The sequence below is a fragment of the Pseudomonas sp. RIT288 genome (assembly GCF_000631985.1).
In the GTDB taxonomy this organism is placed as follows: Bacteria; Pseudomonadota; Gammaproteobacteria; order Pseudomonadales; family Pseudomonadaceae; genus Aquipseudomonas.
Genome location: NZ_JFYN01000005.1, coordinates 107878 through 128206, shown reverse-complemented (window position 1 = coordinate 128206; position 20329 = coordinate 107878). Strand labels below are relative to the sequence as shown.

Below are 20329 nucleotides of genomic sequence, written 5' to 3'. Positions count from 1 at the left end.
GCGGCGTCATGCAGTTGATTGAACATTCCGACTCGCCGCGCTACATCCGCCTGCACGAGCGGGACAATGTAGTGATTGTGGTCAACGACCAGGGCGTGCCGGCCGGCACCGAGTTTCCGGACGGTCTGGTGACCGTGGATTTTGTGCCGCAGAGCCACAAGGTCACCCTCGAGGACATTCCCGAGGGCGGCCAGGTGGTTCGCTACGGCCAGATCATCGGCTACGCGTTGCAGCCGATTCCGCGTGGCAGCTGGGTCAAGGAAGATCAACTGCGCATGCCGACCGCGCCGCCGCTGGACAGCTTGCCGCTGTCCACCGAAGTGCCGGCCGCGCAGGCCCCGCTGGAAGGCTTTACGTTCGAGGGTTATCGCAACGCTGACGGCACCGTCGGTACGCGCAACATCCTCGGGATCACCACCACGGTGCAGTGCGTGACCGGCGTGCTCGATCACGCGGTGAAACGCATCAAGGACGAGTTGCTGCCGAAGTATTCGCACGTCGATGACGTGGTGGCGCTGACCCACAGTTACGGCTGCGGCGTGGCGATTACCGCCACCGACGCCTACATCCCGATCCGAACCGTGCGCAATCTGGCGCGCAACCCGAACCTGGGTGGCGAAGCACTGGTGATCAGTCTGGGCTGCGAGAAATTGCAGGCCGGGCAGGTGATGCACGAGGACGACGCTTCGGTCGATCTCAGCGAGCCATGGCTGTATCGCCTGCAGGATTCCAGTCACGGTTTCACCGAGATGATCGAGCAGATCATGGCGCTGGCCGAAGTCCGGTTGAAGAAGCTCGACCAGCGCCGTCGCGAAACCGTGCCAGCGTCCGAGCTGATCCTCGGCATGCAGTGCGGCGGCAGCGATGCGTTCTCCGGAATCACCGCCAACCCGGCGCTGGGTTATGCCTCGGACTTGCTGCTGCGCGCCGGGGCGACGGTGATGTTTTCCGAAGTCACCGAAGTGCGCGATGCGATCTATCTGCTGACCTCCCGTGCCGAGACCCAGACCGTGGCGCAGGAACTGGTGCGCGAGATGGACTGGTATGACCGTTACCTGGCCAAAGGTGAAGCGGATCGCAGTGCCAACACTACGCCGGGCAACAAGAAGGGCGGGTTGTCGAACATTGTCGAGAAGTCGCTGGGCTCGATCGTCAAGTCCGGCAGCAGCGCGATCAATGGCGTGCTCGGCCCGGGCGAGCGTTTCAAGCAGAAGGGTTTGATTTTCTGTGCGACCCCGGCCAGTGATTTTGTCTGCGGCACCTTGCAGTTGGCAGCGGGCATGAACCTGCATGTGTTCACCACCGGGCGTGGCACGCCGTATGGATTGGCGATGGCGCCAGTGGTCAAGGTCTCGACCCGCACCGAGCTGGCGCAGCGCTGGCCGGACCTGATCGACATCGATGCCGGTCGGATTGCCACTGGGCGCGCGACCATCGAGGAATTGGGCTGGGAGTTGTTCCACTACTATCTGGATGTGGCGAGCGGCAAGCAGCAGACGTGGGCGGAGAAGCACAAGCTGCATAACGACATCACCCTGTTCAATCCGGCGCCGATTACCTGAGGTCAAAAAAGATCGCAGCCTGCGGCAGCTCCTACAGGGAAATGCGAATTTCACTGTAGGAGCCGTCGCAGGCTGCGATCTTTTGATCTTCAATAGCAACTCAGTGGCTTATCATTAAGCCCTGACGACGCTCACCCAAAGGCTCCCCCGGCATGCTGGCAATCTTCCTCGAAACCTTGAACATCACCGCGCCGGTATTCGCCATGCTGTTCCTCGGGGTATTGCTCAAGCGCATCGACTGGATCAACGACAACTTCATCCACACCGCCTCGGCGCTGGTGTTCAACGTCAGCATGCCGGCGCTGCTGTTTCTCGGGATCCTGCATGCGGATCTGCACGCCGCGCTGCAACCGGCGCTGCTGATCTATTTTGCAGTCGCCACGCTGGTGAGTTTTGCCCTGGCCTGGGGCTGGGCGATCATCAAGTGCCCGCGCGAAGATCGCGGCATCTACACCCAGGGCGCGTTTCGCGGCAACAACGGGGTGATTGGTCTGGCGCTGGCGGCGAGCATGTACGGCGACTACGGGATTTCCCTCGGAGCGATTCTCGCGGCGCTGGTGATCCTGTTTTACAACACCCTGTCGACCGTCGTGCTCGCGGTGTACAGCCCGGTGATCAAGTCCGATCCGTGGAGCATCTGCAAAAGCGTGTTCAGCAACCCGCTGATCATCAGCGTGATTGCGGCGGCGCCGTTCGCCTATTTCCAGATCAGCCTGCCGGGCTGGCTGGAAACCTCCGGCCAGTATCTGGCGCAAACCACCTTGCCGCTGGCGCTGATCTGCATCGGTGGCACGCTGTCATTGGCGGCGCTGCGCAAGAGCGGCAGCATGGCGCTGAGTTCGAGTCTGGTGAAGATGATCGGCCTGCCGGTGCTGGCGACGCTCGGCGCGTGGCTGTGGGGCTTTCGTGGCGCGGAACTGGGGATTCTGTTTCTGTACTTCGGCAGCCCGACGGCGGCGGCCAGTTTCGTCATGGCCCGGGCGGCGCAAGGCAATCATGAGCTGGCGGCGGCGATCATTGTGCTGACCACGCTGATGGCGGCGGTGACCACCAATATCGGGATCTTTCTGTTGCAGTGGGGTGGGTGGATCTGACTGACAGATCTTCAGTGGCGGAAAGGGCCTCTTCGCGAGCAGGCTCGCTCCCACAGGGAAATGCATTCCAAATGTGGGAGCGAGCCTGCTCGCGAAAGCGTCAGTTCGATCACTCGGGTTTCTGGTAACTGTCGATCACTTCCTGCGCCGCGCGAAACGCATCAATCGCCGCCGGCACGCCGGCGTACACCGCGCAATGCAGCAGCGCCTCGCGAATCTCCTCGACCGTGCAGCCATTGTTCAGCGCGCCACGCACGTGGCCTTTCAGTTCCTGCGGGCACTTCAACGCGGTCAGCGCAGCAAGGGTGATCAGGCTGCGGGTTTTCAGCGGCAGACCTTCACGATTCCACACGCCGCCCCAAGCATGTTCATTGACGAAATCCTGCAACGGCTGAGTGAATTCGGTGGCGTTGCCCAGCGCGCGATCAACGAACGCATCGCCCATTACCTGACGGCGGATTTCAACCCCGGTTTTCTGCGAATCGGTCATGGCACATCCCTCTTGTGGTGTTGGCGGCGCCAGGCGCGTACGGACGTGAACAACAGAAACGCCAGCAGCGTCGGCAGCACGTAGAACAGCATCAACTTTTCCAGTTTGCCGGCCAGCGGCATGCCGGTGGTGAACGACACCACGTGCAGTCCGTAAGCCGCGTACAAACCGAGCAACAGTAAACCTTCGGCGCGGGTCACACGGTAGCCGGAATAGAACACCGGCAGGCACAGCGCGGCGACGCCGAGCATCACCGGCAAGTCGAAATCCAGCGCGTTGGGCGAGACCGACAACGGCGTCGGTGCGATCAATGCAGTGACCCCGAGCACCCCGAGCAGGTTGAACAGGTTGGCGCCAATCACGTTGCCCACGGCGATATCGCGTTGCCCGCGCAATGCCGCGATCAGCGAGGTAGCGAGTTCCGGCAGCGAGGTGCCGACCGCGACCACGGTCAGGCCGATCACCCGCTCGGAGAAGCCCAGATCCGTCGCCACCGCCACCGCTGCACCGAGCAGCAAATGCCCGGCGAACACCAGCAGCGCGAGGCCGACAACGATCATCAGCAGACTGCTGAACCACGGCACCTGCGGGGCTTGCTGCAACTCCGAATGCGGGCGCGCCGAGTGCCGCGACTGGCGCAGCAGCAGGCCCAGATACAACGCCAGTGCCGCGAGCAACAGCACGCCGTCGAAGCGACCGATCTGTTCGTTCCAGGCGAGGACGAACACCAGCAGGCTGGCGCCGATCATCAGTGGAATATCCAGACGCACCAGTTGCCGCGAGACCCGCAGCGGAATGATCAGCGCCGACAGACCAAGGGTCACGAGGATGTTGAAGATACTGCTGCCGATCACGCTGCCGACGGCGATGTCGGGGTTGTGCGTCAGGGTCGCTTGCAGACTGACCGCCATCTGAGGGGCGCTGCTGCCGAGGGCGACGATGGTCAGACCGATGATCAGCGGTCGCACATGCAGGCGCGCGGCCAGACGCACAGCGGCGCGCACCATCAGTTCGGCGCCGAGGATCAGCAGGATCAGGCCGCTGAGCAGCTCGATCACGTTGATCAGCGGTAAGTCGGCTAGAGCAAAAATGGTCAGCGCTCCATCAGTCGTCGAGGGCCTGTATGCGCACCCGCGCCGTGCCGCTGCCGAGCATGCCGAGGCGTTCGGCAGCTTCACGCGAGACATCGATCAAGCGGCCACGGGTGTGCGGGCCACGATCGTTGATGCGCACAACGCAGGATTTGTCGTTTTTCAGGTTGGTGACCTTCACCCGTGTGCCGAATGGCAATTGGCGGTGGGCGGCGGTCAGGGAATTCTGGTTGAACGGCTCGCCACTGGCGGTGCGTTTACCGTGGTGCTTGGCACCGTAATAGGAGGCGACACCGGTCTGGTCGTAACCGTGCGGGTCGATGATGTCGTTGCTGGCGCAACCGGCGAGCAAGGAGAGCAGGGCGCAGGCGCCGAGCAGACGTTTCATTCGAAAGCTCCCAGAATAATTGTGGCGAGGGAGCTTGCTCCCGCTCGGCCGCGAAGCGGTCGCAAAACCAGCAACCGCATTCTTTCTGAAAGAGTGCGATTGCCGACTTGGGGCTGCTGCGCAGACCAGCGGGAGCAAGCTCCCTCGCCACAGGGGATCAGAGCCAGTAACAAATGCTGGCTCCATTGTGGTCAGCCTTCGAGCTTGCTTTTCAGCAGTTCGTTCACTTGCTGCGGGTTGGCTTTGCCTTTCGAAGCCTTCATGGCCTGACCGACGAAGAAGCCGAACATCTTGCCGCGCTTGGCTTCATCAGCCGCGCGGTATTGCTCGACCTGCTCGGCGTTGGCCGCGAGCATTTCGTCCAGTACCGCCGAGATCGCGCCGCTGTCGGTCACTTGCTTCAGACCGCGCTTGTCGATGATCTCGTCCGCCGTGCCTTCGCCGTTGGCCATCGCTTCGAACACCACTTTGGCGATCTTGCCGGAGATGGTCTTGTCCTTGATGCGCTGCAACATGCCGCCCAACAGTTCAGCGGAAACCGGCGACTCGTCGATGTCCAGGCCTTGCTTGTTGAGCAGGCTGCCCAACTCGACCATCACCCAGTTCGCCGCCAGTTTGGCGTCGCCGCCGATGGCTGCGACTTTCTCGAAATAATCCGCTTGTTCACGGCTGGTGGCCAGCACGTTGGCGTCGTAGGCCGACAGACCGAACTGGCTCTGGAAACGCTCGCGTTTTTGCGGTGGCAGTTCCGGCAGGGTGGCGCGCACCTCGCCGAGGAACGACTCTTCGATGACCACCGGCAGCAGATCCGGGTCGGGGAAGTAACGGTAGTCGTTGGCTTCCTCTTTGGAACGCATCGGACGGGTCTCGTCCTTGTTCGGATCGTACAGACGGGTCTGCTGGATCACTTTGCCGCCGTCTTCGATCAGCTCGATCTGACGCTGGATCTCGGAGTTGATAGCCTTCTCGATGAAACGGAACGAGTTGACGTTCTTGATCTCGCAGCGGGTGCCGAACTCGACCTGGCCTTTCGGGCGTACCGAGACGTTGCAGTCGCAACGCAGCGAACCTTCGGCCATGTTGCCGTCGCAAATACCCAGATAACGTACCAACGCGTGGATCGCCTTGACGTAAGCCACGGCTTCCTTGGCGCTACGCATGTCCGGCTCGGAAACGATTTCCAGCAGCGGCGTGCCGGCACGGTTCAGGTCGATACCGGTGGCACCGTTGAATTCTTCGTGCAGGCTCTTGCCAGCGTCTTCTTCCAGATGCGCGCGGGTGATGCCGACACGTTTGACGGTGCCGTCTTCCAGCGCGATGTCCAGGTGGCCCTTGCCGACGATCGGCAACTCCATCTGGCTGATCTGGTAGCCCTTCGGCAGGTCCGGGTAGAAGTAGTTTTTACGCGCGAACACGTTGTGCTGACCGATCTCGGCGTCAATCGCCAGACCGAACATCACCGCCATGCGCACCGCTTCCTGGTTCAGCACCGGCAACACGCCGGGCATGCCCAGGTCGATCAGGCTGGCCTGGGTGTTCGGCTCAGAGCCGAACTGGGTGGAACTACCGGAAAAGATTTTCGACCGGGTAGTGAGCTGAGTGTGAATCTCCAGCCCGATCACGACTTCCCATTGCATGTGTGTCTCCTAGCCTTTTGCTGGGGATTTTGAAACGTCGCGAGCGAAGGTAAGGCAAGGCGAAAACTGGCGAGTAAGCGGAGTTGACTTTAGTCAATGAGCATTACGAGCCAGTTTTCAACGCAGCATTACCGAGCGCAGCAGTTTCAAAACCCCTGCGGGGTGCGGGTGTGCCAGTCAGTGTGTAACTGATACTGGTGGGCAACGTTGAGCAAACGGCCTTCCTGGAAATACGGCGCGAGCAACTGCACGCCAACCGGCAGACCGTCGACAAAACCGGCCGGCATCGACAGGCCCGGCAGGCCCGCGAGGTTGGCGGTGATGGTGTAGACGTCTTCCAGATAGGCAGCGACCGGGTCGCTGTTCTTGGCGCCGAGCTTCCAGGCCGGGTTCGGCGTGGTCGGGCCGAGGATGATGTCGACTTCATTAAAGGCCGCCATGAAGTCGTTCTTCACCAGACGACGGATCTTCTGCGCTTTCAGGTAGTAGGCGTCGTAGTAACCGGCGGACAGCGCGTAGGCACCGACCATGATCCGGCGCTGGACTTCAGGCCCGAAGCCTTCGCCGCGCGAGCGTTTGTACAGGTCGATCAGGTTTTCCGGGTTCTCGCAGCGATGGCCGAAACGCACGCCGTCGAAACGCGACAGGTTCGAGGAAGCTTCGGCCGGGGCGATCACGTAGTACGCAGGAATCGCGTGCTGCATGTTCGGCAGGCTGATTTCCTTGATCACGGCACCGAGCTTCTGCAGCTCCTGGATGCTGTTCTGGATCAGTTCGGCGATGCGCGGGTCGAGACCGGCGCTGAAGTATTCCTTCGGCACGCCGATGCGCAGGCCTTGCAGCGAAGTGTTGAGGCTGGCGGAGTAGTCCGGAACCGGCTCATCGATGCTGGTGGAGTCGTTCTGGTCGAACCCGGCCATACCTTGCAACAAAATTGCGCAGTCTTCAGCCGTGCGCGCCAACGGGCCGCCCTGATCAAGGCTGGAGGCGTAAGCGATCATGCCCCAGCGCGAAACACGACCGTAGGTCGGTTTCAGGCCAGTCAGGTTGGTGAACGCCGCCGGCTGACGGATCGAACCGCCGGTGTCGGTGGCCGTGGCCGCCGGCAACAGACGCGCGGCAACCGCCGCCGCCGAACCGCCGGATGAACCGCCCGGCACGTGTTCCAGGTTCCACGGGTTTTTCACCGCGCCGTACCAGCTCGACTCGTTGGCCGAACCCATGGCGAATTCGTCCATGTTGGTCTTGCCCAGTGTCACGGCGCCGGCAGCGGCCAGTTTCGCAACCACGGTGGCGTCGTACGGCGCTTTGAAATTGTCGAGCATCTTCGAGCCGCAGCTGGTGCGGATGCCCTGGGTGCAGAACAGATCCTTGTGGGCGATCGGCGCTCCGAGCAGGGCGCCGCTCTCACCGTTGGCCCGGCGCGCGTCGGCGGCTTTCGCCTGCTCGAGCGCCAGCTCTTCGGTGAGGCTGATGAAACTGTTGAGCTGCGGATCGAGCTGGGTAATACGCGCCAGCAGGACTTTGGTCAGCTCTTCGGAGGAAAACTTTTTATCGGCGAGACCGCGGGCGATCTCGGCCAGAGTCATTTGATGCATTGCAGGCTCTTTCCCTTTAGTCGATGACTTTCGGAACCAGATACAGGCCGTTTTCGACCGCTGGTGCGATGGACTGATAGGCCTCGCGGTGATTGGTCTCGGTCACGACGTCGGCGCGCAGGCGCTGACTGGCTTCCAGCGGGTGGGCCAAAGGCTCGATACCGTCGGTATCGACGGCCTGCATTTCGTCGACCAGCCCGAGAATGCTGTTGAGGGCGGAAGTAATGTGCGGAAGATCGGCATCATTCAGGCCAAGGCAGGCCAGATGTGCGATTTTTTCCACGTCGGAGCGTTCTAGCGCCATCGGGATTCTCCAGTGGAAAACAGAACGGACGGCGTCCGTGTGTTAGATTGTCGGAACACTACCGCACTTCTACGGTCATAAGGCCGCGATTGTGGGGCTTGGTGCACAGAAAAGCGGCCAATTTAACATATTGGCGCCTTGCCCAAAATCCCTGTCGTTGTTAGAGTTTGCCGCACTTTTTTACCCACGCGTTGCCTAGGGTCCCTTTCCCATGTTCAAGAAACTGCGTGGCATGTTTTCCAGCGATCTTTCCATTGACCTGGGCACTGCCAACACCCTTATTTACGTGCGCGAGCGCGGTATCGTCCTGAATGAGCCATCGGTTGTGGCCATTCGGACACACGGTAACCAGAAAAGTGTCGTCGCTGTCGGCACCGAGGCCAAGCGCATGCTCGGCCGTACGCCGGGCAACATTGCTGCCATTCGTCCGATGAAGGACGGTGTGATTGCCGACTTCAGCGTCTGCGAAAAGATGCTGCAATACTTTATCAACAAGGTTCACGAAAACAGCTTTCTGCAGCCCAGCCCTCGTGTGCTGATCTGCGTTCCATGCAAATCCACCCAGGTTGAGCGTCGTGCCATCCGTGAATCGGCCCTTGGCGCCGGTGCCCGTGAAGTGTTCCTGATCGAAGAGCCAATGGCTGCAGCGATCGGTGCCGGCCTGCCGGTTGAAGAAGCACGCGGTTCGATGGTCGTCGATATCGGTGGTGGTACCACTGAAATTGCGCTGATCTCCCTGAACGGTGTGGTCTATGCCGAATCCGTCCGCGTGGGCGGCGACCGCTTCGACGAAGCGATCATCACCTATGTGCGCCGCAACTACGGCAGCCTGATCGGTGAATCGACTGCCGAGCGTATCAAGCAGGAAATCGGTACGGCCTACCCGGGCGGCGAAGTTCGCGAAGTCGACGTTCGCGGTCGCAACCTGGCCGAAGGCGTTCCACGCGCATTCACCCTGAACTCCAACGAAGTGCTGGAAGCTCTGCAAGAGTCTCTGGCTACCATCGTTCAGGCCGTGAAAAGCGCGCTGGAGCAATCGCCGCCGGAACTGGCTTCCGACATCGCCGAGCGTGGCCTGGTGCTGACCGGTGGTGGCGCACTGCTGCGTGACCTCGACAAGTTGCTGGCCCAGGAAACCGGTCTGCCGGTGATCGTTGCCGAAGATCCGCTGACCTGCGTTGCTCGCGGCGGTGGCCGTGCATTGGAAATGATGGACAAGCACACCATGGATCTGCTCTCCAGCGAATAAGCGCCGGTTTGCAATACGTGGGTGAGCGCACAGGCAGCACTTTGCAGTGCTGCCTGTTGGCGTTTATCTTCTGTCAGTCTTCATCCAGGCCGGTTTGATGCCGTATGAATAAACAGAACATTTGCCTGGGAGGAGCGGCTTATTAAACCGCTTTTCGCCAAAGGCCCTTCGTTGGGTGTGCGCCTGTTGGTGCTGGCCGTGCTGTCGGTCGCGCTGATGGTGGTCGATGCCCGCTTCGACCTGCTCAAACCCGCGCGCAAACAAGCGTCGCTGGTGTTGATGGACGCCTACTGGATCACCGACCTGCCCGGACGGCTGTGGGAAGGGATCGCCAGTCAGTTCGGCAGCCGCACCGAGCTTGTCGCCGAAAACGAAAAACTCAAGACCGAGAACCTGCTGTTGCAGGGGCGCATGCAGAAACTTGCCGCCCTCACCGAGCAGAACGTGCGGCTGCGCGAGTTGCTCAATTCCTCCGCACTGGTCAACGAAAAGGTCGAAGTGGCCGAGTTGATCGGCATGGATCCCAATCCCTTCACCCATCGCATCATCATCAATAAAGGTGAGCGCGATGGCGTAGTGCTCGGTCAGCCGGTGCTCGATGCACGCGGCCTGATGGGCCAGGTGGTCGAGTTGATGCCGTACACCTCCCGTGTACTGCTGCTGACCGACACCACTCACAGCATTCCTGTCCAGGTGAACCGTAACGGTCTGCGGGCAATTGCCAGCGGCACCGGCAACCCGGAACGTCTGGAACTGCGGCATGTTGCCGATACCGCTGACATCAAGGAGGGCGATCTGCTGGTCAGCTCCGGCCTCGGTCAGCGCTTCCCGGCCGGTTATCCGGTGGCGACGGTCAAGGAAGTCATCCACGATTCCGGCCAGCCGTTCGCGATTGTCCGCGCGGTGCCGACCGCTGCGTTGAACCGCAGCCGTTATCTGCTGCTGGTATTCAGTGACAACCGCACCGCTGAAGAGCGCGCCAACGATGCGGCCCAGGCCCAGGAAAATCTTGATGCACAGGGCGGTGGCCCGATGCTTCCGGCCACGGTGCCGAAAGTCGTCAACGCACCGGCAGCGGCGGCAACACCCGCTGCACCGGCCGCTCCAGCTCCAGCTGCCGCGGCTAGCACTACGCCGGCCAAACCTGCGGCCAAGCCAGCGGCGGCGAGCAAGCCGCCAGCATCCCAGCCGGCTGCGCGACCGGCGGCTAAACCGCCCGCCACTGCGCCGGCCAATACCGGGAGGCAAGAATAATGGTCGGGGCTACTGCTTCGCGTAACGGCTGGATTGTCTGGCTGACGTTTGTCGTCGGCATCCTGCTCAGTGTTTCACCGCTGCCGATGTTCATGGAAATCCTCCGCCCGCTGTGGCTGGCCTTGCTCCTGACTTTCTGGGCGTTGTACATGCCGCATACGGTCGGCATGGTCACTGCGTTCTGCCTGGGGCTGGCCGAAGACGTGCTGCAGGGTGATCTGCTCGGCCAGAACGCCTTGATCCTGACGCTGATCACCTTCCTCGTGCTGTCCTTGCAGCAGCGCCTGCGGATGTTTCCGATGTGGCAGCAGTGCCTGGTGATCCTGGTGATCTTCGGCCTCGCCCAACTGGTTCAATTGTGGCTCAGTGCCTTGACTGGCAACCGTCAGCCAACCCTGGCGCTGGTACTGCCGGCATTGGTCAGTGCCTTGCTCTGGCCTTGGGTCAGCTTCGCTTTGCGTGGATTGCGCCGGCGCTACAAAATCAACTGATTCGGTCAGGCATGTGCCCGCACCTCGACAAGGGAGATGTCTTGATGAAGCCGCTTTACCTCGCCTCTGGTTCGCCGCGTCGGCGTGAGTTGCTCACGCAGATCGGCGTGCCGTTCTCCGCCATCAGTGCGGACATCGATGAAACCCCGCTCCCTGAAGAGTCGCCCTCGGCCTATGTCGAACGCCTTGCGCGTGGCAAGGCCGAGGCCGGTCGACGCACGCGGGTGTCCGACGCGGCGTTTTGCGTTCTGGGCGCGGACACTGCGGTGGTGCTCGATGGCAAAATTCTTGGCAAACCGGTGGACGAAGCCGACGCATGCGCCATGCTGATGATGTTATCCGGCAAGGAGCATGAAGTGCTGACCGCCATCGCCGTGCTCGAAGGCGAGCGTTGCGAGTCGCGCGTGGTGCGCAGTCTGGTGCGGTTCCGGCCGATCAGCCGCGAAGAAGCTGCGGCCTACTGGGCCAGTGGCGAACCCCGGGACAAGGCCGGTGGTTATGGCATTCAGGGCCTCGGCGCGGTGTTTGTCGCCGGGCTCAATGGCAGCTATTCGGCCGTGGTCGGGCTGCCGGTTTGCGAAACCGCAGAACTGTTGGGCCATTTCGGCATACCCTGTTGGCAAAACCTGAACGCGCAATGAGCGTCGTACGAATCAAGATGCGGCCATTATCGTGAACATGCCTGAACGAGACCCTGCCATGAGTGAAGAGATTCTGATCAACATCACGCCGATGGAATCGCGCGTGGCGGTGGTCGAAAACGGTGTGCTGCAAGAAGTCCACGTTGAGCGCACGCAAAAACGCGGGATCGTCGGCAACATCTATAAGGGCAAGATTGTCCGGGTGCTGCCGGGCATGCAGGCGGCATTCGTCGACATCGGTCTGGATCGTGCGGCATTCATCCATGCCTCGGAAATCTCCCTGCGCGAAGGCCAGGCGGTGGAAAGCATCAGCGCGCTGGTGCACGAAGGTCAGAGCCTGGTGGTGCAGGTGACCAAGGATCCGATCGGCTCGAAAGGTGCGCGATTGACCACGCAGTTGTCGATTCCGTCGCGTTATCTGGTGTACATGCCGCGCACCGCCCACGTCGGCATTTCCCTGAAAATAGAAGACGAAGCCGAGCGCGAGCGCCTCAAACAGGTGGTCAGCGATTGTGTGGCCAAGGAAGGGATCAAGGAGGCCGGTGGCTTCATCCTGCGTACCGCCGCCGAAGGTGCCGGGGCCGATGAGATCCTCATGGACATCCGCTACCTGCGCCGTCTGTGGGATCAGATCAATGCGCAGATCAAGACCATCGGCGCGCCGAGTGTGATCTACGAAGACCTCGGTCTGGCCCTGCGCACCTTGCGCGATCTGGTCAGCCCGAAGATCGAGAAAATCCGCATCGATTCCCGGGAAACTTTCCAGAAAACCACGCAGTTCGTCGCCGAACTGATGCCGGAAATCGCCGATCGTCTGGAGCACTATCCGGGCGAGCGGCCGATTTTCGACCTGTATGGCGTCGAAGACGAAATCCAGAAAGCCCTCGAACGCAAAGTGCCGCTCAAGTCTGGCGGTTATCTGGTGGTCGATCCGGCGGAAGCCATGACCACCATCGACGTCAACACCGGCGCGTTTGTCGGCCATCGCAATCTCGAAGAAACCATCTTCAAGACCAACCTCGAAGCCGCCACCGCGATTGCCCGGCAGCTGCGCCTGCGCAATCTGGGCGGGATCATCATCATCGACTTCATCGACATGGAAGATGAAGAGCATCAGCGCCAGGTGCTGCGCACCCTGGAAAAACAGCTCGAACGTGATCACGCCAAGACCAACATCATCGGCATCACCGAGTTGGGCCTGGTGCAGATGACCCGCAAGCGCACCCGCGAAAGCCTTGAGCAAGTGCTGTGCGAACCGTGCAGCAGTTGCCAGGGGCGTGGCAAGCTGAAGACCCCGGAAACCATCTGTTACGAGATTTTCCGCGAGATTCTGCGCGAAGCCCGCGCCTATCAGGCTGAGGGTTACCGGGTGCTGGCGAACCAGAAAGTGGTGGACCGTTTGCTCGATGAAGAATCCGGTAACGTCGCCGAGCTTGAAGGGTTTATTGGCCGCACCATACGCTTTCAGGTCGAGACCATGTATTCGCAGGAACAATATGACGTGGTGCTGCTCTGAACCCCTGCAGCACATTTAATCCACAACGGCTGGCCTCAGCTTTTAGTAGTTTTTTTGCCATGGGAGCCAACTGACATGGAGCGTCTGACACGCATTTTGGCCGCACTGACCCGCTGGGGGCTGGGCCTGTGCGCGTTGGTCCTGGTGTTGATGGCGTTGTACGTCAGCCTCGGTCGGGAACTGGCGCCGCTGGTGGCGGAATACCGCACCGATATCGAAGACAAGGCCACGGCTGCGCTCGGCATGCCGTTGCAGATCGGCGAACTGGAAGGCAACTGGAGCGGCTTCGCACCGATTCTGCTGGCCCATGACGTGATGGTCGGTGACGGCGCCAATGCCTTGCGTCTGGATCGGGTGCGCGTGGTGCCTGATCTCTGGGCCAGTCTGCTGGCGCGTGAAGTCCGCATCGCCCATCTGGAACTGAACGGCCTGAAGATCAGCGTCAAGGAAGCGCAGGACGGCACCTGGGCGCTGGAAGGCCTGCCGGTGCAGAACGACCAGCCGCTTGATCCCGAGCAATTGTTCAAGCGCTCGCAGATGGTTCAGCAACTGTCGGTGCTCGACAGTCAGGTGACCGTGCAGCCGCTGGATCAGGCGCCGATGACCTTTACCTACGTCGGCCTCAATCTGAAAACCGGCAGCAGCCGTCAGCGTCTCGATGCTCGTCTGACCTTGCCCGACGGGCAACCGGTGGCGATGAGCCTGCGTACGCGGATTCGCCCCTCTCAATTGCCGGACAGTTCGGTGGAGGGTTACGTCAGCCTGCCGCAAAGCGACTGGTCAAAGTGGCTGCCGGAGCGTGTGACCCAGCAGTGGAATTTTTCCGAGATCAAGGCTGGCGGCGAGTTGTGGGTGAACTGGAACGACGGCGCTCTGCAAAGCGCCGCCCTCCGTTTGAACGCACCACAGGTGACCGGCGCTTATGCCGAGCGCAAGCCGATCAAGATCAGCAATCTGGCGCTCAACGGCTATTACCAGCGGGATGACGAGGGCGCGATTGTCACTCTCGATTCGCTGGCGATGAACTTTGGCGAGACCCGCTGGGAATCCCGTGTGCAGCTCAAGCAGACGGTGGCCACCGATAAAACCGATGAGCTATGGCACTTGCAGGCCGACCGCCTCGATCTGACGCCGATCACGCCGCTGCTCAATGCGCTGGGGCCATTGCCCGAAAGCGTCGCCACGGTCGTCGACCACCTGAAGGTGACGGGCGGACTGCGCAACGTGCTGCTGGATTTTCGTCCCAACGCCACCGACGGCTCGAAATTCGGCTTTGCTGCCAACCTCGATAATGTCGGTTTCGATGCCTATCACGGTGCCCCGGCGGCGCGAAATGTCAGTGGCAGCCTCAGCGGCAACCTCGACGGCGGCGAGTTGCGCCTGGACAGCAAGGATTTCGTCCTGCACCTCGACCCGATCTTCGCCAAGCCATGGCAATACATTCAGGCCAATGCCCGACTGACCTGGAAGCTCGATAAAGAAGGTTTCACCCTGATCGCGCCTTACCTGAAAGTGCTGGGCGAAGAGGGCAGGATTGCCGGCGACTTCCTGATTCGCCTGCACTTCGACCATAGCCAGGAAGACTACATGGACCTGCGCGTCGGTCTGGTCGATGGCGACGGTCGCTACACCGCCAAATACCTGCCCGCAGTCCTGAGCCCGGCCCTCGACGAGTGGCTGCGTACAGCGATCCTGAAGGGCGCCGTGGATCAAGGCTTCTTCCAGTACCAGGGGTCGCTGAGCAAAAACGCCAAGGACGTGGATCGCAGCATCAGCCTGTTCTTCAAGGTGCATGACGCCGAACTGGCGTTCCAGCCGGGCTGGCCGCATGTCAGCAAGGTCAGCGGCGATGTGTTCATCGAGGACAGCGGCGTGCGCATCGTGGCCGACAAGGGCCAGTTGCTCGACACTCAGGTCAGTGACGTCTTCGTCAACATTCCCCATGTGCCGGCCGGGCAACCTACCCATCTGTTGCTGGACGGCGGATTTGCCGGCGGGCTGGGCGATGGCCTGAAAATTCTCCAGACCGCGCCGATCGGCACCGGCGAAACCTTTGCCGGCTGGGAAGGCGAGGGCGATCTGCAGGGCAAGGTCAAACTCGACATTCCGCTGGAAAAGGGCGATCTGCCGAAGATCCTCGTTGACTTCAAGACCGCCAATGCGCGCCTGAAACTGGCTGAGCCGAAGCTGGAACTGAGTCAGCTCAAGGGTGATTTTCGCTTCGACAGTGCCAAGGGCCTGAGTGGGCAGAACATCGCCGCCAGGGCTTTCGACAAGCCCGTGACCGCACAGATTTTCGCTGATGGCCGCCCGAACAAGCTCAAGACTCGGGTCGCGGCTTCCGGGCAGGTCGAGGTCAAGAAACTCACTGACTGGCTGGGCGTGACTCAGCCGTTGCCGGTGTCCGGGACCATTCCCTATCAGTTGCAGGTCAACCTCGACGGCACTGACAGTCAGCTGACGGTCAGCTCCAGCATGAAAGGTGTGGCGGTGGATCTGCCGGCACCGTTCGGCATGTCGGCCGAGCAAGGGCGTGACACGGTATTCCGCATGACGTTGCAAGGCGCGGAGCGGCGTTACTGGGTCAGCTACGATCAACTGGCAAGCTTCGCCTTCGCCGCGCCGCCGAACAATATCGCCGATGGCCGAGGCGAGTTGTTCCTCGGTACGGGCGACGCGGTTCTGCCGGAGGCCAAGGGCTTGCGCATTCGCGGTGTGCTGTCGGAGCTGGACGTCGCGCCGTGGCAGGATCTGGTCAGCAAATACGCCGGCAACGACCCGGGTGGCAGCGCCAAACAACTGCTCAACAGTGCCGACTTCAAGGTGGGCAAGCTCACGGCATTCGGCACCACGCTGGATCAGGCTGCGGTACAGGTCAATCGCAAGCCATGGGCGTGGAATCTGGCGCTCGACAGCCAGCAGGCCAAGGGTTCGGCCAGCCTGCCGGATGCCAAAGGCGCGCCGATTGCGGTCAATCTGCAATACGTACGCCTGCCGGCACCGGATCCGACGGTGCAGGCTGACGAGAATTCGCCCGATCCGCTGGTTTCGGTCGACCCGACGAAAATTCCCGCGCTGGATATCACCATCAATCAGTTGTTCCTCGGCCCGGATCTGGTGGGCGGCTGGTCGCTCAAGGTTCGCCCGACGGCCAAAGGCATCGCCCTGAACAATCTGGACATGGGCCTCAAGGGCATCCTGTTGCAGGGCAATGGCGGCTGGGAAGGGGCGCCGGGTTCGACCAACAGCTGGTTCAAGGGCCGGATCAGCGGCAAGAACCTCGCCGATGTGCTGAAGGGCTGGGGCTTTGCGCCGAGCGTGACCAGTGAAGAATTCCACATGGATGTCGATGGCCGCTGGCCGGGCTCGCCGGCATGGCTGGCGACCAAGCGCTTCTCCGGCACGCTGGATGCCTCGCTCAATAAAGGTCAGTTCGTTGAAGTGGAGGGCGGCGCGCAGGCGTTGCGAGTGTTCGGTCTGCTCAACTTCAACTCCATCGGCCGCCGCCTGCGTCTGGACTTCTCCGATTTGTTCGGCAAAGGCTTGAGCTACGATCGGGTCAAGGGCCTGTTGGTGGCAAATAACGGCGTGTATATCACCCGCGAGCCGATTCGTCTGACCGGTCCTTCGAGCAATCTTGAGCTGGACGGTACGCTGGATCTGGTCGGCGATAAGGTCGACGCCAAGTTGCTGGTGACCTTGCCGGTGACCAACAACCTGCCGATTGCCGCGTTGATCGTCGGCGCGCCGGCGGTCGGCGGGGCGTTGTTCCTGATCGACAAGCTGATCGGCGACCGCGTGGCACGCTTCGCCAGCGTCAAGTACACCGTCAAAGGCCCGTGGAAAGAGCCGAAAATCACCTTCGACAAGCCTTTTTGAGTAGCATGACGCTATCCCCTATGTAGGAGCTGCCGCAGGCTGCGATCTTTTGATTTTTATCGGAAGCCAGATCAAAAGATCGCAGCCTGCGGCAGCGCCTACACGGTTATGTGCGGATTCTGAGGAGCGGCCATGTCTTTAGCGGTGATTCAAATGGTCAGCCAGAGTGATGTGCTGGCCAATCTGGCGCAGGCTCGACGCCTGCTCGAACAGGCCGCAGCTGGCGGTGCGCAGCTGGCGGTGCTGCCGGAAAACTTCGCCGCCATGGGCCGTCGCGACATCGCCGACATCGGCCGTGCCGAAGCGCTCGGCGAAGGGCCGATCCTGCCATGGTTGAAACAGACCGCCCGCGACCTCAAGTTATGGATAGTGGCCGGCACGTTGCCGTTGCCACCGCTCGGGCAGCCGGACGCCAAGTCCCACGCCTGTTCGCTGCTGGTCAACGATCAGGGCGAAATCGTAGCGCGGTATGACAAGTTGCACCTGTTCGATGTCGATGTGGCGGACAATCGCGGGCGGTATCGCGAGTCCGATGACTATGCTTATGGCAGTGGCGTGGTGGTGGCAGACACGCCGGTTGGCCGAGTTGGCCTGACGGTGTGTTACGACCTGCGCTTTCCAGAGCTGTACAGTGAGCTGCGCGCCGCCGGTGCCGAGTTGATCACCGCGCCGTCGGCTTTCACCGCAGTGACCGGGGCGGCGCACTGGGACGTGCTGATTCGCGCCCGTGCCATCGAGACCCAGTGTTACATGTTGGCAGCAGCGCAGGGCGGGACCCATCCGGGACCGCGTGAGACCTTCGGTCATGCGGCGATTATCGATCCGTGGGGCCGTGTGCTGGCGCATCAGGATCAAGGCGAAGCGGTGTTGTTGGCCGCACGCGACAGTGATGAACAAGCGTCTATCAGGGCGCGAATGCCGGTGACCCGTCATCGGCGGTTTTTCTCGCAGGGCGCCCAGCGGCCTGCTTCAGAACATGAATTTAAGGCGTAAACCTATGAGCGAGTTGTTGTCCTCAGTCAGTGATCACCTGTTGGCGCCCGGCGGCGTGACCATCGAGAGCCTGCAAGGCGTGCTCGGTGACCTGGCAGGCCCGGGCATCGATGCTGCCGACCTGTATTTCCAGGGTCAGATCTCCGAGTCATGGTCGCTGGAAGACGGTATCGTCAAGGAAGGCAGCTTCAACCTCGACCAGGGTGTTGGCGTGCGTGCGCAGTCCGGTGAGAAAACCGGTTTCGCCTACAGCAATGCGATCACCCTCGAAGCCCTCGGCGCTGCGGCCCGTGCCGCCCGCTCGATCTCCCGCGCCGGGCAGAACGGCACGGTGCAAGCGTTCAGCACTCAGGATGTCGCGCAGTTGTATGCGCCGGACAATCCGCTGGAAGTGCTGAGCCGCGCCGAGAAAGTCGAGCTGCTCAAGCGCATCGACGTCGCTACTCGTGCCCTCGATCCACGGATTCAGCAGGTCAGCGTGAGCATGGCCGGGGTCTGGGAGCGGATTCTGGTGGCGTCCACCGATGGTGGCCTCGCCGCTGACGTGCGTCCGCTGGTGCGTTTCAACGTCAGCGTGATCGTCGAGCAGAATGGCCGTCGCGAGCGCGGCGGACATGGCGGCGGCGGGCGGACCGACTACCGTTATTTCCTCGCCGAAGACCGCGCCATGGGCTATGCCCGGGAAGCGCTGCGTCAGGCGCTGGTGAATCTGGAAGCGATTCCGGCACCGGCCGGCACTTTGCCTGTCGTCCTTGGTTCGGGTTGGTCCGGCGTGCTCCTGCACGAAGCGGTCGGTCATGGTCTGGAAGGCGACTTCAACCGCAAGGGCAGTTCCGCCTACAGTGGGCGGATGGGCGAAATGGTCGCCTCCAAGCTCTGCACCATTGTCGATGACGGCACGTTGAGTGGTCGCCGCGGCTCGCTGAGCGTTGACGACGAAGGCACCCCGACCGAGTGCACCACGCTGATCGAGAACGGCGTGCTCAAGGGTTACATGCAGGACAAACTCAACGCGCGCCTGATGGGCGTGGCCCGTACCGGCAACGGTCGTCGCGAGTCTTACGCGCATCTGCCGATGCCGCGCATGACCAACACCTACATGCTCGGCGGCGAGAGCGATCCGGCGGAAATCATCGCTTCGGTGAAGAAGGGCATCTACTGCGCCAACCTCGGCGGCGGTCAGGTCGATATCACCAGCGGCAAGTTCGTGTTCTCCACCAGCGAGGCGTACCTGATCGAAGACGGCAAGATCACCGCGCCGGTCAAGGGCGCGACGTTGATCGGCAACGGTCCCGAGGCGATGAGCCGGGTGTCGATGGTCGGTAACGATCTGGCGCTGGACAGCGGTGTGGGCACGTGTGGCAAGGACGGGCAGTCGGTACCGGTGGGTGTTGGTCAGCCGACGCTGAAAATCGATGCGATTACCGTGGGTGGTACGGGCGCATAAGGATGCAAACATCCTCTGTAGGCGCTGCCGCAGGCTGCGATCCTTTGATCTTGCTTTTAACAATCAAAGTCAAAAGATCGCAGCCTGCGGCAGCTCCTACAGGGGCGAGTATCAACGCAGACCGCGTTGGGTATCGTCCAGCTCACGGATGTACTTGAAGATCTTGCGGCTGGAAGCAGGAGGTTTGTTGTGCGCAACCTCGTGCTGAGCCTGACGGATCAGGGAACGCAATTGCTGGCGATCGGCGTCGGGGTATTCGACGACGAACTTCTCCAGCACGGCGTCGTCACCGGCGATCAGGCGGTCACGCCAGCGTTCGAGGTTGTGGAAACGCTCGTTGTACTGACGGGTGGAGGCATCGAGTTGATCGAGCAGGACCAGAATCGCGTCAGTGTCCTGATCGCGCATCAGTTTGCCGATGAACTGCAGGTGCCGTTTACGCGCGATGTTCGCGGTGTGCTTCGGCGCATCGGCCAGGGCCCGGCGCAAGGCGTCGGTCAATGGCAGTTTTGCCTGCAAGTCGGGCTTGAGTGTTGTAAGGCGCTCGCCAAGGTCAACCAGAGCATGCAGCTCGCGTTTGACCTGAGATTTGCTTTTTTCTCCCGTATCGAGGGAGTCGTCGTAAGAATCAACCATGGTGGCAGTCCGCAAAGAAACGCCGCCATGATAACCAGTCGGGGGCCGCTTGTCCGGCC

At 61.5% G+C, this 20329-nt stretch carries 17 protein-coding genes; 10 read left to right on the top strand and 7 right to left on the bottom strand.

Annotated features, from left to right (window positions below; translation table 11 throughout):
• Window positions 1–8: 8 nt before the first annotated feature.
• Together garD and BW33_RS06535 are read left to right on the top strand one after the other, a co-directional pair.
• The gene (gene garD, locus BW33_RS06540) at window positions 9–1562 is read left to right on the top strand and encodes a galactarate dehydratase (protein WP_047597865.1); all 1554 of its coding nucleotides are present in this window, start codon (window positions 9–11) and stop codon (window positions 1560–1562) included.
• 152 nt (window positions 1563–1714) lie between these two features.
• Window positions 1715–2656, top strand: a complete 942-nt coding sequence (locus BW33_RS06535; protein WP_047597863.1) for an AEC family transporter — start codon at window positions 1715–1717, stop codon at window positions 2654–2656.
• Between the two features lie 109 nt (window positions 2657–2765).
• Here the strand turns inward: BW33_RS06535 and BW33_RS06530 are convergent, their stop codons facing one another.
• From BW33_RS06530 to gatC, 6 genes are all read right to left on the bottom strand, one after another.
• Window positions 2766–3146 carry a carboxymuconolactone decarboxylase family protein gene (locus BW33_RS06530; RefSeq protein WP_003221648.1) on the bottom strand — a complete coding sequence of 127 codons (381 nt, stop codon included), beginning with the start codon at window positions 3144–3146 and terminating at the stop codon, window positions 2766–2768.
• The gene (locus BW33_RS06525; protein WP_047597861.1) at window positions 3143–4204 is read right to left on the bottom strand and encodes a calcium/sodium antiporter; all 1062 of its coding nucleotides are present in this window, start codon (window positions 4202–4204) and stop codon (window positions 3143–3145) included. The genes BW33_RS06530 and BW33_RS06525 overlap by 4 nt, the downstream gene beginning before the upstream one ends.
• Window positions 4205–4250: 46 nt before the next feature.
• Window positions 4251–4625: a septal ring lytic transglycosylase RlpA family protein gene (locus tag BW33_RS06520; RefSeq protein WP_047597860.1), complete on the bottom strand. Its 375-nt coding sequence runs from the start codon at window positions 4623–4625 to the stop codon at window positions 4251–4253.
• A gap of 191 nt (window positions 4626–4816) precedes the next feature.
• The gene (gene gatB, locus BW33_RS06515; RefSeq protein ID WP_047597859.1) at window positions 4817–6262 is read right to left on the bottom strand and encodes an Asp-tRNA(Asn)/Glu-tRNA(Gln) amidotransferase subunit GatB; all 1446 of its coding nucleotides are present in this window, start codon (window positions 6260–6262) and stop codon (window positions 4817–4819) included.
• A gap of 146 nt (window positions 6263–6408) precedes the next feature.
• A complete protein-coding gene (gene gatA, locus BW33_RS06510) occupies window positions 6409–7860 on the bottom strand; it encodes an Asp-tRNA(Asn)/Glu-tRNA(Gln) amidotransferase subunit GatA (RefSeq protein ID WP_047597858.1) in 1452 nt (483 codons plus the stop codon).
• A gap of 16 nt (window positions 7861–7876) precedes the next feature.
• On the bottom strand, window positions 7877–8164 hold the full coding sequence (gatC, locus tag BW33_RS06505) for an Asp-tRNA(Asn)/Glu-tRNA(Gln) amidotransferase subunit GatC (protein WP_003221657.1): 288 nt from the start codon (window positions 8162–8164) through the stop codon (window positions 7877–7879).
• A gap of 211 nt (window positions 8165–8375) precedes the next feature.
• Here gatC and mreB point away from each other — a divergent pair, with 211 nt between their 5' ends.
• From mreB to tldD, 8 genes are all read left to right on the top strand, one after another.
• Window positions 8376–9413, top strand: coding sequence for a rod shape-determining protein MreB (gene mreB / locus BW33_RS06500; protein ID WP_002555108.1), 1038 nt, complete (start codon window positions 8376–8378; stop codon window positions 9411–9413).
• 141 nt (window positions 9414–9554) lie between these two features.
• On the top strand, window positions 9555–10667 hold the full coding sequence (gene mreC, locus BW33_RS06495; protein WP_081794182.1) for a rod shape-determining protein MreC: 1113 nt from the start codon (window positions 9555–9557) through the stop codon (window positions 10665–10667).
• Window positions 10667–11158: a rod shape-determining protein MreD gene (gene mreD, locus BW33_RS06490; protein WP_007961576.1), complete on the top strand. Its 492-nt coding sequence runs from the start codon at window positions 10667–10669 to the stop codon at window positions 11156–11158. The genes mreC and mreD overlap by 1 nt, the downstream gene beginning before the upstream one ends.
• A 44-nt stretch (window positions 11159–11202) precedes the next feature.
• Entirely contained in the window at window positions 11203–11799 is a 597-nt protein-coding gene (locus BW33_RS06485) for a Maf family protein (RefSeq protein ID WP_007961584.1), read from the top strand.
• Between the two features lie 58 nt (window positions 11800–11857).
• A complete protein-coding gene (rng, locus tag BW33_RS06480; protein ID WP_047597856.1) occupies window positions 11858–13315 on the top strand; it encodes a ribonuclease G in 1458 nt (485 codons plus the stop codon).
• Window positions 13316–13390: 75 nt separating this feature from the next.
• The gene (locus BW33_RS06475) at window positions 13391–17194 is read left to right on the top strand and encodes a YhdP family protein (RefSeq protein ID WP_047597855.1); all 3804 of its coding nucleotides are present in this window, start codon (window positions 13391–13393) and stop codon (window positions 17192–17194) included.
• 132 nt (window positions 17195–17326) lie between these two features.
• A complete protein-coding gene (locus BW33_RS06470) occupies window positions 17327–18187 on the top strand; it encodes a carbon-nitrogen hydrolase family protein (protein ID WP_047597854.1) in 861 nt (286 codons plus the stop codon).
• Between the two features lie 4 nt (window positions 18188–18191).
• Window positions 18192–19634, top strand: a complete 1443-nt coding sequence (gene tldD / locus BW33_RS06465) for a metalloprotease TldD (RefSeq protein WP_007961588.1) — start codon at window positions 18192–18194, stop codon at window positions 19632–19634.
• Window positions 19635–19745: 111 nt separating this feature from the next.
• Here tldD and yjgA read toward each other — a convergent pair whose 3' ends face one another.
• Window positions 19746–20270: a ribosome biogenesis factor YjgA gene (gene yjgA / locus BW33_RS06460; protein WP_007961589.1), complete on the bottom strand. Its 525-nt coding sequence runs from the start codon at window positions 20268–20270 to the stop codon at window positions 19746–19748.
• Between the last annotated feature and the right edge of the window lie 59 nt (window positions 20271–20329).